The sequence below is a fragment of the Limnothrix sp. PR1529 genome (assembly GCF_002742025.1).
Taxonomy (GTDB): Bacteria; Cyanobacteriota; Cyanobacteriia; order CACIAM-69d; family CACIAM-69d; genus CACIAM-69d.
The window spans coordinates 1-14,529 of record NZ_LIRO01000069.1 but is presented as its reverse complement, the minus strand read 5'-3'; the positions used below and the strand labels follow the sequence as shown (position 1 = coordinate 14,529).

The 14,529-nt window shown below is 57.8% G+C and carries 13 protein-coding genes; 4 read left to right on the top strand and 9 right to left on the bottom strand.

Features of this window, described 5'->3' with window-relative positions; translation table 11 throughout:
* Nucleotides 1-55: 55 nt before the first annotated feature.
* Together AMR42_RS11180 and AMR42_RS11175 are read right to left on the bottom strand one after the other, a co-directional pair.
* The gene (locus AMR42_RS11180; protein WP_099533540.1) at nt 56-1,102 is read right to left on the bottom strand and encodes an NAD(P)-dependent oxidoreductase; all 1,047 of its coding nucleotides are present in this window, start codon (nt 1,100-1,102) and stop codon (nt 56-58) included.
* A gap of 124 nt (nt 1,103-1,226) precedes the next feature.
* On the bottom strand, nt 1,227-2,483 hold the full coding sequence (locus tag AMR42_RS11175; RefSeq protein ID WP_234406955.1) for a glycosyltransferase family 2 protein: 1,257 nt from the start codon (nt 2,481-2,483) through the stop codon (nt 1,227-1,229).
* 745 nt (nt 2,484-3,228) lie between these two features.
* Here AMR42_RS11175 and AMR42_RS11170 point away from each other — a divergent pair.
* A complete protein-coding gene (locus AMR42_RS11170) occupies nt 3,229-4,623 on the top strand; it encodes a WecB/TagA/CpsF family glycosyltransferase (RefSeq protein ID WP_099533538.1) in 1,395 nt (464 codons plus the stop codon).
* Here AMR42_RS11170 and AMR42_RS11165 read toward each other — a convergent pair.
* From AMR42_RS11165 to fabI, 5 genes are all read right to left on the bottom strand, one after another.
* Nucleotides 4,620-6,227: an N-acetylmuramoyl-L-alanine amidase gene (locus AMR42_RS11165; protein WP_143473033.1), complete on the bottom strand. Its 1,608-nt coding sequence runs from the start codon at nt 6,225-6,227 to the stop codon at nt 4,620-4,622. The genes AMR42_RS11170 and AMR42_RS11165 overlap by 4 nt on opposite strands.
* A gap of 153 nt (nt 6,228-6,380) precedes the next feature.
* A complete protein-coding gene (locus tag AMR42_RS11160) occupies nt 6,381-7,100 on the bottom strand; it encodes a PHP domain-containing protein (RefSeq protein WP_099533536.1) in 720 nt (239 codons plus the stop codon).
* A 339-nt stretch (nt 7,101-7,439) separates the two neighbouring features.
* The gene (locus tag AMR42_RS20855) at nt 7,440-7,946 is read right to left on the bottom strand and encodes a hypothetical protein (protein ID WP_199858156.1); all 507 of its coding nucleotides are present in this window, start codon (nt 7,944-7,946) and stop codon (nt 7,440-7,442) included.
* Nucleotides 7,946-8,563, bottom strand: coding sequence for an imidazoleglycerol-phosphate dehydratase HisB (gene hisB / locus AMR42_RS11150; protein WP_099533559.1), 618 nt, complete (start codon nt 8,561-8,563; stop codon nt 7,946-7,948). Before hisB ends, AMR42_RS20855 begins: the two co-directional genes overlap by 1 nt.
* Nucleotides 8,564-8,765: 202 nt before the next feature.
* The gene (fabI, locus tag AMR42_RS11145) at nt 8,766-9,542 is read right to left on the bottom strand and encodes an enoyl-ACP reductase FabI (RefSeq protein ID WP_190355293.1); all 777 of its coding nucleotides are present in this window, start codon (nt 9,540-9,542) and stop codon (nt 8,766-8,768) included.
* Nucleotides 9,543-10,016: 474 nt separating this feature from the next.
* Here fabI and ntcA point away from each other — a divergent pair, with 474 nt between their 5' ends.
* Together ntcA and AMR42_RS11135 are read left to right on the top strand one after the other, a co-directional pair.
* The gene (gene ntcA, locus AMR42_RS11140; protein WP_099533558.1) at nt 10,017-10,688 is read left to right on the top strand and encodes a global nitrogen regulator NtcA; all 672 of its coding nucleotides are present in this window, start codon (nt 10,017-10,019) and stop codon (nt 10,686-10,688) included.
* An 86-nt stretch (nt 10,689-10,774) separates the two neighbouring features.
* Nucleotides 10,775-12,232, top strand: coding sequence for a DUF3084 domain-containing protein (locus AMR42_RS11135; protein WP_099533534.1), 1,458 nt, complete (start codon nt 10,775-10,777; stop codon nt 12,230-12,232).
* 102 nt (nt 12,233-12,334) lie between these two features.
* On the opposite strand, the gene xseB is transcribed toward AMR42_RS11135, so the two are convergent.
* The gene (gene xseB / locus AMR42_RS21595; RefSeq protein WP_099533533.1) at nt 12,335-12,580 is read right to left on the bottom strand and encodes an exodeoxyribonuclease VII small subunit; all 246 of its coding nucleotides are present in this window, start codon (nt 12,578-12,580) and stop codon (nt 12,335-12,337) included.
* Nucleotides 12,581-12,799: 219 nt separating this feature from the next.
* On the opposite strand from xseB, the gene glp reads away from it, so the two are divergent.
* A complete protein-coding gene (glp, locus tag AMR42_RS11125) occupies nt 12,800-14,020 on the top strand; it encodes a gephyrin-like molybdotransferase Glp (protein WP_099533532.1) in 1,221 nt (406 codons plus the stop codon).
* A gap of 55 nt (nt 14,021-14,075) precedes the next feature.
* On the opposite strand, the gene AMR42_RS11120 is transcribed toward glp, so the two are convergent.
* Nucleotides 14,076-14,529, bottom strand: a 454-nt coding sequence (locus AMR42_RS11120; RefSeq protein ID WP_143473032.1) for a D-Ala-D-Ala carboxypeptidase family metallohydrolase, incomplete at its 5' end; no start/stop codon positions are given.

Genomic DNA, 14,529 nt, shown 5'->3' with positions numbered 1-14,529 from the left:
GTTGGGTTAGCGTGCTGGGGTTGGAAAACTTGGGTTAAAAAAACGGGCTGAAACACTAGTGATGACCCAGGGATTCCCGATTGGACTGTTGCAACCACTCGATCGTCCGGCGACAGCCTTCCTCAAAGGACACCGGAGCACGATAACCCAAGCGGGTTTCCGCCTCTGTTAAGGGTAAATGCCATTGGCAGCGGTAGAGAGCCGAAAGCTCCTGATTCAAAGGCGACAACACCGGGCGCGGCCGCTGGCCGCTGGCTCGTTTGCGTTGGGCCTGCAAACCCGATAGTAGTGTCCCCACCAGGCGCATTCCCCGCAGTGTTTCCCGCAACTCTTCCTTCACACTGGGGCGAAAGGCTTCGATGTTGACGTTGGGCAGTTGATCAAAGGATTGACCGAGGGCCGCCGCGATCGGGCGGTAAAGGTCAGCCCAAGTCACCACTTCCTGATCTCCAATGAAAAAGGCCGCGCGATCGACCTTGGCCGCTTCGGCCGCCAGCGCAATCCCATGAACTAAGTTATCCACATAGACACTGTTGCAAATGCCGCGCCCATAGTCCGCTTGGTAAGCCACGCCATCGGTGACCGCATTAGCAAAAGCCTCGATCCAAGTGGATTTGGGGCCCCAAACAATCCCGGGGCGGATGATGACTAATTCGGTTTTGGTCTGTGCTCGATCGGCCTGTAAGCGCCACTCTGCCCTCACCTTGGCGTTGTTGTAGGCGATCGGGTAGTTGTCCCGCAGGGGGCTTTTTTCCGTGGTGCCGGGGGCCGGCGCTTGGCCATGCACCACGGCACTGCTGAGATAGATAAATCGTTTCACCTCAGCATCGGCGGCCGCCTGGTAAACCACGGGCGCGTTTTTGCGCACAAAACTGGGACTACCGGCCAGGCAATAGACCGCCGCTTGGCAACCCGTCAGGGCTTGGGCCAGGGAAGTCGGTTTGGTGGCATCAGCGATCCGGGCGATCGCCCCTTCCGGCACGCGCTTGGGCACCGATCGCCCGATCGCCACCACCGTGAAGTTCGGATCCTGCGCCAACATCTCCACGACTCGCTGGCCAATAAACCCGCTGGCCCCAATTACGCCCAAGGTTACGGTCATCGTTGCCCACTCACTCCATAGCTCGGAAAATTTGGATTGGGAAATGGGGACAGTGATCGAAAATCTCGAAATCGAAAATATCGAAATCGAAAGTATCAAAATCGAAAATATCGAAAATGATGTTCTAGTCCCGCTCCGTGCGTACCCATTCCGTCTGTCGCCGCTTCAGGAATCCCAAATAAATCGGCACTTTTTGCAGCACATAGATCGGAATCATCAGCAACATTCGGGCTGACAGAAACGGCCGCCCCACTCGCCACCAAGCCAGGCCGATCGCCCCAAACAAAACCAACCCCAACACCCCCATCCCGATCGCGGGTTGCCAACGCCCCACCAGGGCCCCCAAACCAGTCACCGCGATCACCGCACCCACCCAAATCATCACCAAAAACGACAGAGGCGGCACTAGCAAATCCAACCCCATCACCAACAGGGGGCCATTGCCGGTGCGAATGGCACGCCCCAACAATGGCGGCACAACAGAAATCATCGTTTGCAAATGGCCATGCTCCCAGCGGGTGCGTTGGCTGGTGGCGGCGCTTTCGGCCTGGGGCAACCGACCGGTCACGGGCGCATCGGGACAAAACAACGGCGGCGAGCCGGCCACCGTCAGATCAATGCCCATTTGCATATCCTCTACCAGATTGCCGCTAGCCAGGGGCAGTTGGGCGATCGCTTGCCAGGGAAATGCCATCCCCGTTCCATTTAACAGACAGGGCAACCCCAACCGCCGCAATCCCTCCGATCGGGCAAAATTTTTGACCGCAAAGGCAAAGGCCGAAACCCGCCGCGCCGCGCTGGGCGATGGCGGCAGTTCCATCAAATAGCGTCCTTGCACCGGGCGATTGTGCTTCAGCGCCCACTGCCCCAAACGATCTAGGCTGCCCGGCTCCAGGGTGCAATCCGCATCCACAATCACCACCACCTCCGGCGGCTCCTGGGCCAACACCCGCACCCCAAAATCGAGAGCATAGCCCTTGCCCCGCTGCTCGGTGTTGAAGCGCTCCGCCACATCTGCACCGGCCGATCGAGCCAGTTCCGCCGTGGCATCGGTGCAGTTATCCGCCACCACCAGAAGCCGATCGCCCGGTTGCAACTGGGGCTGAATGGCTTGGATGGTTGTCCCGATCGAGGCCGCCTCATTGTGAGCCGGAATCAGCACCGCCACCCTGGGCCGCCGCCAACCCGCCGTGGAGGGCGATCGGCCAAAACCCGGCAACAGCCCTCCCACCAAACACTCGATCGCCAACATCGCGATCGGCAACGACACCAGACCCGTCACCCCCCACAGGGCCCACTCCACCCCCAAGGCGACCCCAACCACCCCAGATTCAAGCAGCAGCGGCGGCATCGGTTGCCAGATTGAGAAGCAGTTAGCCATAGGTCGATCGCCTGAGAAATAAAGAGTCTTGTGGTGATTAGTTGAGCGAATCGCCTTCGCCAACCCCAAGGGCCAACTCAGGGCCTCATGAGCGCCGAATTTTCGTCAAATCTGCGCCAAATAGGTCAATCACTGTCACTTTACCTAGCTGAAATATCAGTCGCAATACTCGTCAAAACACCCTTAATCGGCTCCATTCTGCCTAAAACCACAGGGCTTGCAAAGGGCTTCAGTCAAGAATTGCCAGATTAGGAGAACTTCCCCATTATCTCCAATTGGCTTAATTCAACCCCAATTCAGACTCGATTCAGCTGGGGAAATTCACTAGTCAGTTTTTTAAAGACTTTTTGAATGATTGATCGAAAAACGATGGTCTTGATGCCCTCAATCACGGTGGGCATTATGATAGCTTCATAAGGATCCGGGGTGCAAGCCAACATTGGGCAAGGCCATTACAGCTATTAATTGGGCATCGCGATTAGGCCCTGGATGAAACAGGCAAATTGGATCGTTCAACTGAGCCATTGAATTCGGCCATTAGACCAATTTTGACCTAATGGGGAAATTAACCCTGAGGCTGTTCCCCAAGGGTGGATGAATATCACGAGTGCAGCGAGTGTATTTGACCAGATATCTGGAGCGATCAGCATTTTTGTCTTTCGAGCCACTGATTATCCATCTCTCATCACTGCACAATCACTCTGAGTGTCACATCTCAATAACTACCTATTTTGGAGAGGCTGCCATGACCTCGATCGCACCCAAGGTTCCGATTCTGAACATCACGCTCGACAACATTTCCCAACAGAAGTTGTTGGCAAATTTGAAACGGGGCGGTTGGGTGACCACGCCCAATATTGACCATTTGGTTAAAACTCGGAGAGATGAGGTTTTTGACACGATCTATCACAAAGCCGATTACTTGGTTTGTGATAGCCAGGTTTTGATTTTTGTGGCCAAGCTGATGGGCTACCACATCACTGACAAAATCTCGGGATCCGATTTCTTTCCGGTTTTTTATGAATACTATGCCCATGACCCAGAGATGACTATTTTTCTGCTGGGGGCCATGGAGGGAGTGGCCGAAAAGGCTCGCCATCTCATTAATGAAAAGGTGGGTCGCGAAATGGTTACGGGGGTTTATTCGCCGCCTTTTGGCTTTGAGCGCGACCCGGTGGAATGCGCCAAGATTGTTGACTTGATTAATCAATCGCGGGCTAATGTTCTGCTGGTGGGAGTTGGCGCACCCAAGCAAGAAAAGTGGTTTTATCGCCATCGCCATTTGCTGAAACATGTGACGGTGGCCTTTGGTTTTGGGGCGACGATCGACTTTGAGGCGGGCAATGTGCCCCGATCGCCCCGCTGGATGAGCCATGTGGGTTTGGAGTGGCTATTTCGGTTGTCCTGTGAGCCAAAGCGTCTTTGGCGGCGCTATTTGGTGGAGAGTTTGCCGTTTTTTATGGATTTGGGGGCGGCCCTGTTGGGTCGCTACCGACTGCACCGACCGATCGGGATCTTGCTGCAAGAGGCGGGATTTTTAACCGAAGGGCAATTGCAGGAGCTAATTGAGTGGTATGAACTACGCCAGCCGCTACCCCTAGAACAAATTCTGTTAGCCAAGGGCGTGGTGCAGCCACCGGTTTTGCAGTTTTTTGAAACAGTTTTGCCACGGTTGGGCGAGCGATCGGGGGTGGATCTCCAGTCGCGATCGGCGATCGTTCAGCTCTGCGAACAGGCTGGATTATTGACCCCTCAACAACTCCGGGAGTTGGAAGCCGGTGACAGCCCATCACCGGAATTGGTGGCGATCCAGCGAGGGTGGTTGAGCGCCCAAATGGTGCGGCTGTTGCAATTGGCAATCCCGTCCGGCGGCCTGACCCTGAAGCCCGAGGCGGCCCTTTACCGAGCTGGGTTGATTGATTTTGATTGGATTGCGGCGGCTCGGGCCTATCAACGCAATCCCCAGTGGCTAACGTTGGGCGAGTTGGCGGTGGCTCGGGGCTTAATTTCCCATCGTCTCCTGGTGTTTATGCAGGAACACCAAGCAGAACTGTCAGCCTTGCCCGATCCCCAGGCCCTGCGCGATCGGTTGGAGGCGGCGGGGTTGGGCACACCCCACGGTTTGGAGAGGACAGTTTAGCGGCCAGGGCCGTTGAGATATTCGATCGTCCCTCGGGCGATCGCCCAGGCCATTTGCGATCGCCAAGTGGGATTGGTCAGCAGGGCCGCATCTTGTCGGCCCGTCACAAAACCGGTTTCCACCAAAATTGAGGGCATTCGACTGTTACGCAGCACATAGAACCGAGCCGTGCGCACCCCGCGATTGCGCATGAACGGAAAGGCGCGCATGATGCTTTGTTGCACCGCCTGGGCCAACTGGCCACCGGACTGGTGGTAGTAGGTTTCCACGCCGCTCACGTCCGGGCGATTAATGCCCGCTGAGTTGGCATGGACGCTAATAAACACGGTGGCATTAATGCGGTTAGCCAACTGGGTACGCCCATCAAGGCTGATGAAGGTGTCGTCATCGCGGGTCAAAACCACGTCGGCCCCTTGGCGACGCAGCAGAGCCGCCAGTTGCAGACCAATATCCAAAACCGCTTGCTTTTCTTGCAGCCCCCCAATCCCGATCGCCCCGGGATCGCGACCGCCATGGCCCGGATCCACCACAATGCGCACCCGCCGATTCAACATCGGCAAACCGCCCAGGCGAGGATCGGGGTAATCGTTCACCCAGCCGGGCGATTGGCCAGAGTTGTCCGGTTGACGGGGCCAAGGCCGCGGCGGTAAAGGATTGGCCGTGGGCGGGTTGGCAGCGGGGGGATTCACGGCGGTGGTGCTGCCGATCGGCTGGGCAATCACCAAGCTCTCTTCGGCGCGAGCCTGCCAATCGGGGCTGCTCGGATCCACCACCAACAAAACTCGCACCCGAGGCGGATACCCACCTCGTTGGGGAGTGACGATCAGACGGGTTACGCCCGCTCGGCCGCCCACGAGTCGATCGACCCCATTGGAGATCGAGGCGTTATCTAACCAAATTTCGATCTGTCGGCGATCGGGGCTGCGGTTCACCGTAATGCCAGGAGTTCCGCCGCTCACCCGCAGGGCCAATCCGCCCTCAGACAGTTCCACCCCCTCCACTTGGGCGATCGGGGAGTTGCCGCCCGATCGTTCCAAAACCTCTCGCAATGCACCGGGAATCCAAGGACGATCGGAACCGTTGGAATTATTGGGGCTATTGGGAGGCGTGGGTTGTGGGCGATTCCGCTGGCCAGGAAGCACAAGCTGCTGGGGAGGCTGCTGGGCAATTGGTTCTCCGCCCAGTTCCACCGTCCATTGGGTCGGAGACAAGCTGCGCACCCGTACCCGATCGGGATCAATGCGATAGCCCGGTTGGAATTCGATCGCGATGCGGGTGGTGTTGCGATCGGGCTGGCCCACACGCACCGCTCGCACCATGCCCCCAAACCGCTGTTCCTGAACCGGTTGGGCCAAGGTGGTGTCTGGCAGGTCAATGGCCAGGCGATCGGGCCCCGACACAATTTGGGCCCGGGGCTGCACCCCTTCATCAGTCGTGAAGCTCAATTGATTGCGTGCCGGATCAAACCGCCAATTCAGCAGTTGCCCGGCCTGGGCTGGCAACGCTGCCACCAACGATCCCAGCAGCCCCAACAGCCCGACGGCTGCCATTTGCTTTCCGGGGGCCGACTTCCGGCCATCGCCAAACAAACGCAAAGCAACCAAAATTGATCTCCAACAAACCAAAACTGCCGGGCTGATTGGGCGATCGACATTGGCCCGTCTTGGGTGTCACTTCAGACCCACGCGATCGCGCCCCCTTGCCGAATGCAGTTTAGCGCCCAGGCGAAATTTTGACCAAATTTGCTCGTTAGAGATCTACAAACGCAGCAGCAAATTCGGCCCGTGGGTGTCTGTCCCGCAAGTCATCAGCAGCCCAAATCGTTCCGCCAACTCTTTTACTCGGGCGGTTTGATCGGGGCTAGGAGTCCAAGGATTGGGATTGTTATAGGCATAGTAAGCCTCTACCCCATCAATCCCTAGGGTTGCCGCCGCCATAATCAGGGGCTTGGCATCCAGGCGATAGCGAGCGGGGTGAGCCAGCACGGCAATGCCCCCCGCTTGTTGGATGGCGTGAATCACTCGATCGGCGTAGTAATACTCATCGCGCACGGGTCGTCCTTGCAAATAGGGCTGAATCACATCAGCGCTGATATCAAAGGCATAGCCCAGGATATGCACCTCGGTTCCCAGCAACCCTGCATTAATTTCAACCCCCGTCCACAAATGGGGAACCACCAGCTCAGGGTTCACCGACTTAGCCAATTGCAGCGCCTTCGCTGCCGCGAGATAGCCATTCACACTGTGGTGATCGGTAATGGCAAAGCCTTTGAGACCAATTTGCAGGGCCTGGTTAATCAAATCGGTGGGGCTGAGGCGGCCATCGGAGGCCGTTGTGTGCATGTGAAAGTTGTAGTGACGCGGGCAACTCGTCGGAGTCAAAGATTGGAATACGTCCCGCAGCAGCGCCTGGTCTTCAGCCGTCACCGAAGCTGTCACCGACAGCGGACTCAAGCCACGGGTAACGCGAGCTGTCATAGCGACACTCCCAAAGAATGGAGAAAAATGGCTTCACCAATCTTAAACAATTTTTAAAGACTTTCTGTTGCAATTCGTCCTGTGCCATGCATTCGTCATAAATGGTCTTTGGTCAAAAAAGAAACTCTCTAGAATTTTGATGGTTTTAAATGCAAATCAAACTACTTTTTGACGATCCCAAACTTTTAGAAAGTTTTTAAAAAGTTTGAGAAAAAGGCAAAAAAATTCCCGGCCGATTCTCACGCCTGCCATGGGCCTGTTTGAGGTGGGGATCGGCCGGGCCAAAACCGCCTCAACTCTGGGATCAGGAGAGTTGGCAGAGTTAGCAAAAATCAATCATCAATTGATGGCAGTTTGAGTGATGGCGGTTTGGGTCGCCACTTCACCCGATCGGTTGCTGAGGGAGTCTGGATTGGTGCGCGGCTGCAAGAGACGGGGAGCGCGATCGAGCATCAATTCTCGGCTGAGACCCTCGCGCGCATCATCCCGATTCAGCAAACTGCAAATTAGCTCGCCGGGCCCATGGGGGTCAAACACATGGCGGATGCCATCCAGCCCGACCCAAATTCGGCGGCGGCAGTTGTAGGCCGATCGGGGCCGTTCCACCCCATCCACCGCCACTGTGGCCCGAAACTCCCAGTGTTTCTTGGCGCTGCGCTGAATTTTCAGAATGCAAATTTGCTGACCATGCCAGGGCCGACAAAAATCCGCCGCTTGGGCTGCCGGAGTTTCCAGCCCCCAAACCACCCCCACTAGCAGGCCCCCCAACAGCAGGAACCCAGCCAGCACCAAACCGACCCGCCAGTTTTCAAGCCAACGCTTTTGGATCAATCGCCCCTTTGCCACTAGAGCACACCCTTGGAACTGGGAATTTTGCCAGCACGACGCGGATCCACCTCGATCGCCATGCGCATTGCTCGGGCAAAGGCTTTGAAGGTGGCTTCGATGATGTGGTGCGAGTTGATGCCATCCAGTTGGCGAATGTGCAAGGTCATTTGCGAGTGATTCACCACCGCCACGAAGAATTCCCGCACCAATTGGGTGTCGTAGGTTCCCACCCGTTCCGTGGGGATTTGCAACCCATAGCTCAAGTGGGGCCGGCCGGAAAAGTCCAACGCCACCTGCACCAAGGCCTCGTCCAAGGGGGCGACAAAATGCCCAAACCGGACGATGCCCTTGCGATCGCCCAAGGCCTGATGCAGCGCTTGGCCGAGGGTAATGCCCACATCTTCGTTGGTGTGGTGATCATCAATATGCACATCCCCAGTGGCTTGGATATCCAAATCAATCAGCCCATGGGAGGCAATTTGATCAAGCATGTGATCCAAAAAAGGCACGCCGGTCTGGGCAGAGCAACGGCCCGTTCCGTCCAAATTCAAACCGACATGAACATCGGTTTCGCCGGTTTTGCGGCTGACGCGGGCAGTGCGATCGGGCGTGAGGATAACGGGGCGATCGAGCATCGGTTCAGTGATTGGCTCGGCAATTGGCTCGGTGGTTTGCATGATTTGAGGAACGATCGGAGGGCAAACGGCAACAGGGGCGATCGGGCAAAGGGGGGGCAGACAAGGGCGATCGCCCGTCTAGCCCCCATGGGTTATGGGTTACGAATCCCAGGACGAATCTCAGGCTGTGGAGAATGGGGCCAACAGCTACATTCCACAGCTACATCCCAACGATGTTGTAGCCCGCGTCCACGTAAATCACCTGGCCCGTAATCCCGCTAGACAAATCGCTGCACAAAAAGGCCGCCGTATTGCCCACTTCCACTTGGGTGACCGTGCGGCGCAGGGGGGCCGTTTCTTCCACGTGGTGAATCATGTCCAAAATGCCGCCCACCGCCGAAGAAGCCAGCGTCCGAATGGGGCCCGCCGAAATGGCATTTACCCGAATTCCCTTTTCACCCAATTCCGTGGACAAGTAGCGCACGCTGGCTTCCAAGGCCGCCTTGGCCACGCCCATCACGTTGTAGTTCGGCACGGCCCGCACGCTGCCCAGGTAGCTGAGGGTGATGATGCTGCCGTTGTCGTTCAGCAGGGGCTTGGCTGCTGCTGCCAACTTGGTCAGGGAATAGGCGCTGATGTCTAAAGCGCGGGCAAAGCCTTCGCGGGACGTATTGCTGAAATCTCCGGTCAGTTCTTCCTTGCCAGCAAAGGCCAGGCAGTGGATCAAGATGTCAAAGTTGCTCCACTTGCTCTGGATGGTGGTGAAGGTTTCGGCCACCTGGGCATCGTCCTGCACATTGCAGGGCACCAGAAAGGTGGGGTTGAGGGGTTCAATCAACTCGGCCACTTTCTTTTCGGCCTTGCCCTTGTCATCGGGGAGATAGGTGGCGGCAATTTCGGCCCCGGCCGCGTGGAGCTGTTGGGCAATGCCCCAGGCGATCGAGCGGTTGTTGGCAATCCCCGTAACGAGGGCTTTTTTTCCAGAGAGGTTGAGCAGCATAGGTGTTCTAAATTTCAGCAACAGAATCTCAAATCACAAAATCCCAACACCAACTCAAGATCCCAACACCAACTCAAAATCCCAATCACCGAGTCCCGAGGGCGTTTCCCTTGGCGATCGGGTCAGCGATCGGGCGCGAGGGGCTTGATGGGGCAGTGGTGGGTTGCAAAGTTGCCATTCAATGGGGATTGGCAGCCCGTTGTTGACTCAAACCGTATCAGAGGCTACAACGAGCGAATTACAATGTTCGAGATTGTAGTGCTGCGAAGGTGACCTGAATCAGTTTAGACCGGTCAGGGGCTTCTGAAAGACCTTCGCGGGTTTTGAGTTTTGGGCTTGGCGATCGCGAACCTAATCGATTGAGATCGGGTTTTGTATCCACCTCTCAAAAAATCAAATCCGAAAAAAATGCGCGAATCGATCGCGCTTGGTATAACGTTTCTCAGTAGTTCGGCAGTTCGGCGCAGCGAGATGCCCTTATCAGTAGACAAGCCTTTAGCCGTTGTTTTCCGCCAACTGAGCGGAGATTCTTTCTCACCGCCCACTGAGCGGTTTGATCGGGGCAAAACGATTTTTTTCCCGGGTGATCCGGCTGAGCGGGTTTACTTTTTGGTGAAAGGGGCCGTGAAACTCTCCCGTGTCTACGAGGCCGGCGAGGAAATTACTGTGGCCCTGCTGCGCGAAAACACGGTTTTTGGGGTGTTGTCGCTCCTGACGGGCAATCGATCGGATCGCTTCTATCACGCCGTGGCCTTCACGCCCGTGGAGTTGCTGTCGGTGCCGATCGATCGGGTGGAAAAGGCCCTCAAGGATGATCCCGACTTGGCCATGGTGATGCTCCAGGGATTATCATCGCGAATTTTGCAAACGGAGATGATGATCGAAACCCTGGCCCACCGCGACATGGGATCTCGGTTGGTGAGCTTTTTGCTAATTCTGTGCCGGGATTTTGGGGTTCCCAGCTCCGATGGGATCACGATCGATCTGAAGCTCTCTCACCAAGCCATTGCCGAGGCGATCGGGTCCACGCGGGTCACGGTGACTCGGCTACTCGGGGATTTGCGCGATCGCAAGGCCATCTCAATCCACAAAAAGAAAATTACGGTACACAACCCCGTGAGCCTGGGGAACCAGTTTACCTAACCATCCAACGTCCTCGCCCAAACTATCATTGCAAAGGCCTAGATTGTTGGGCAAAGGCCGCTTAAGGAGCGATCGCACAGAGGGCGATGACGATCGGGTATGTACTAATTTTGCTAGCCACCTTGGTGTTAGGTGGGGCGATTGCCACCATGGGCGATCGGCTCGGCACCCGCGTGGGCAAAGCTCGCCTCAGCCTGTTCAACCTGCGACCGCGCCAAACGGCCACCCTCGTCACGATCGTGACCGGCAGCCTGATTTCCGCATCCACCTTGGGTCTGTTGTTCTTGGCGGGCATTTTTGAACTTGAGGAAATTCAAACGCGCCTGGGGCGGGCCCGGCGGGAACTGGATCAAGCCCGCGTCCAACAGGATCAGGCCCGCGCTGAACTGAGCCAAATCAACCGATCGCTGCAAGCCTCCCTGGCCAGGCAAGCCCAAACCCAAAATCGCCTCAATGTGGCCCAAAAGCGTCTGCTCCAGGCCGATAAACAATTCCGACTCGCCAAGGACCAGCTCACCCAGGTTTCCCGCCGGGCACGGCAACTGCTGAGCGACATCAAAACCCTCCAGGGCGAGCGGCTCAGCCTGCAAAGCGACCTGCAACGCCTTGGGGGAGAAAATCGCCAACTTCAGGGGGATCGATCGCGCCTTTTGGATGAGCGATCGGCCCTCGATCGCCAGAATCAAACCCTAATTGCCCAAAACCGCGATCGCACCGTCCAAATCCGCGATCGGGAACAGCGGCTCAAGGACGTGGAATCCCGGCTGCAAGATGCCAACCAGCGGTTTCAGTCGGCCCAATCGGAGCTGCAATCCTTAGAAGTTTCCGTTCGGCGGCTGGAGCGAGAATCCCAGGCCCTGCGGGAAGGAAACGTGGCCCTGCGGCGGGGCGAAGTGTTGGCGGCCGGCATTTTGCGAATTCCCGCTCCCGAAATGACCCAAGCGGCGATCGAGCGGTTGTTAGTGGCCGCCAACCGCGCCGCCCTCGAACGCACCCAGCCGGGCATCGGAGCCAATCAACAGGCCATTTCTCTCTCGCGGGGAGAAGTGGAGCAGGTGATCGCCCAAGTGCGGGATGGTCGAGCCTATTACGTAAAAGTGATTTCCACCGCCAACTATCTAACCGGGGAAGAACCACCCATCCGAGTTGTTTTGGATGTGGCGCTGAATCAAATTCTCTTTACCCGTCGCGAAACCCTGGCGATGTCTTCCCTGGATCCTGCCAACCTGTCGCAACCGGAACTGCGCGATCGCCTGGAACTCGCCTTGGGCCAAGCCCTGTTTCGGGCCCAGCGAGCGGGAGTCGCCGCCGATGGCTTTCGGGTGGAAAATGTGCCGGGCTTGATCCAATTTGTGCGCTGGCTGGAGTCTCAAACCCAACCCGTCGAGGTGCGGGTGATTGCAGCCCGCGACATTTACACCGCCGGCCCCCTGTCCCTGTCCTTTGTGGCGGTTCGCAATGGCCAGGTGCTCTACGAAATTGAACCACCCCCAAACACCCCGATTGAATCCCGTCGATCGACTCGCCCCAGGCGCATCGGGTAAGGAAATCTTGCGCATTGGCCGGCCCGCGTCAATGGGGCGCGATCGGGTAGGGGCGTAACAGCGTAACAACGACGAGCGATTTGGCGATCGAGACCATCTAGCCTATTCCAGATCGAGATGGTCCAATGTTTCGATCGCTAGGCTCACTTGGGCCTGTCGATCACGCAGGAACCGATCGCACTGTTGCAGGCGATCGACCGCAGCGGTGAATTGATCAAAAGCTTGATCCAAATCCAAGTCGCCCGTTTCCAGTTGCCGCACGATCGTTTCCACCTCGGCCATGGCCGTTTCGTAATGCCAATCGGGGGCGGTTTCAGGAGGGCTGGGTTGGGCTTTAGCGCGGGGCATGATCAAAAAGCAATAGCGAGCAGGTAACAGATCACAATCATAGACAAGGGGTTGAAACCCCTTGCCCCCAACGATATCGCATTCTACTGGGGCGGTCAGGGTGGAGGCGGGCGGGTGGCGATCGCGCCTTGCGGGAATTCTTGCGGGAATTCTTGCGGGAATTGTAGTCACGGGCCGGGAGTTTTAAACTGACGATCGCTCCCTATGCCCAACTCACTAATGATTTCCGCCCAAGAAGCTGAAGCGATCGCCCTACGGATCACGCCGCCAATCACCGACACTGAATCGATCGCCAGCGTGGCGGCCCTGGGTCGGGTGTTGGCGGAACCGGTGCGATCGCGCTTGGACTTTCCCCACTGGGACAACTCCGCCATGGACGGCTACGCGGTGCGCCAAGCTGACCTGGCCCAGGGGCCAACAGAATTGCAGGTGATTGAAACGATTCCGGCTGGGGTGGCTCCGCAACAAACTTTGGGCCCCGGCCAGGCAGCGCGGATTTTCACCGGGGCGATGATGCCGCCGGGGGCCGACGCGATCGCCATTCAAGAGGACACGGAACCGGCCGGGCCCGATCGGGTGAAGGTGTTGAGCCAGCCGGCCGTGGGGGAATTTGTGCGGGCGAAGGGGATGTTTTGCCGATCGGGCGATCAGATTTTGCCCGCTGGGTTGGCGATCGGGCCCGCTGAATTGGCGGTGTTGGCGGCGGCTCAGTGCGATCGGGTCACGGTGGTGCGGCGGCCGCGGGTGGCGGTGTTTTCCACGGGCGATGAACTGGGCACGATCGATCAACCCCTGCAACCGGGGCAAATTGTCGATTCCAATCAATACGCCCTGATCGCCTTTTTGCAACAAGTGGGCGTGGAGCCGATCTCCCTTGGGGTGGTGCGGGACGATCGCGCCGCTTTGAAAGCTGCCGTTGAACAGGCGATCGACCAAGCGGATCTGGTGCTGTCCACGGGGGGCGTGTCCGTGGGGGACTACGACTATGTGGATGCGGTGTTGGCGGAGTTGGGCGGCGAAATTCACGTCAAATCCGTGGCCGTGCGGCCCGGGAAGCCCCTGACCCTGGCTACCTTTGGCCCCAAGGTCTATGTGGGCTTGCCGGGAAACCCCGTTTCGGCCCTGGTGGGTTGTTGGCGGTTTGTGGCTCCCCTGTTGCGGAAGCTGTCGGGGCGATCGGGCCCCCACGGGGTGCAGTGGCTGACGGCGCGATCGGCGCAGGATCTGCAAGGGGCCGGGCGGCGAGAAACTTACCTTTGGGGATCGTTGCAGATCATCGAAGGGCAACTGGTCTTTAGCCTGGCCAAAGGCAGCCACAGTTCTGGCAACTTGATTAACCTAGCGGGAACCACCGCCCTGGCCCAAGTTCCCCAAGGAACCAGCGAAATCGCCGCCCACAGCGAAATTCAAGTGCTGCTGCTGGGTGGAGCCGTGGGGTGATCGCTGGACTGAACCCGATCGACCTCCCCCGCCATCCCCTTGGTTGGATCACTCATTAATTGGTGTAATTCCACCGGGCCCGATATCCCCGATTATCCAAGTGGGTAAAGGAGGAGCCATAGCCCAAACCACCGGGCCACCAGGGATCCAAAATCCGTTGGGCCGCACGCGGCGACAACCCCGCCACCACAAAGTCCACGCCATGGCCCCGAATGTGGGTTGAGTTGCGGGCCCCACCCACGGCCCGGTTCACGGCCGGGGGCCGATACCAGCTCGTGATGGTGATGGTGCGATTGCCCAGCCGGGCCCGCACCTCTTGCATTCGCCGGGCCATGGCAATGATGTTTTGGGTGATGGTGGAATTTTCGGGAATCCGCGTGCCATCTTTGGTGGCTTCACCCCAACTAAAGTTACCGCCCGCAATAATCGGGTCACGAGTCCAGACCGTGCCCAGCCCGGGCACTTGAATCCGCCGTCCCCGATCGGGCACAGGGGCAGGGGTGGGAACC

Bases quoted from the DNA above. Each gene is read 5' to 3' on its own strand.
- AMR42_RS11135 (WP_099533534.1), top strand. From the start codon at position 10,775: ATGACGATCGGGTATGTACTAATTTTGCTAGCCACCTTGGTGTTAGGT.
- AMR42_RS11180 (WP_099533540.1), bottom strand. From the start codon at position 1,102: ATGACCGTAACCTTGGGCGTAATTGGGGCCAGCGGGTTTATTGGCCAG.
- AMR42_RS11160 (WP_099533536.1), bottom strand. From the start codon at position 7,100: ATGACAGCTCGCGTTACCCGTGGCTTGAGTCCGCTGTCGGTGACAGCT.
- AMR42_RS11170 (WP_099533538.1), top strand. From the start codon at position 3,229: ATGACCTCGATCGCACCCAAGGTTCCGATTCTGAACATCACGCTCGAC.
- ntcA (WP_099533558.1), top strand. From the start codon at position 10,017: ATGCCCTTATCAGTAGACAAGCCTTTAGCCGTTGTTTTCCGCCAACTG.
- glp (WP_099533532.1), top strand. From the start codon at position 12,800: ATGATTTCCGCCCAAGAAGCTGAAGCGATCGCCCTACGGATCACGCCG.
- xseB (WP_099533533.1), bottom strand. From the start codon at position 12,580: ATGCCCCGCGCTAAAGCCCAACCCAGCCCTCCTGAAACCGCCCCCGAT.
- AMR42_RS11175 (WP_234406955.1), bottom strand. From the start codon at position 2,483: ATGGCTAACTGCTTCTCAATCTGGCAACCGATGCCGCCGCTGCTGCTT.
- hisB (WP_099533559.1), bottom strand. From the start codon at position 8,563: ATGCTCGATCGCCCCGTTATCCTCACGCCCGATCGCACTGCCCGCGTC.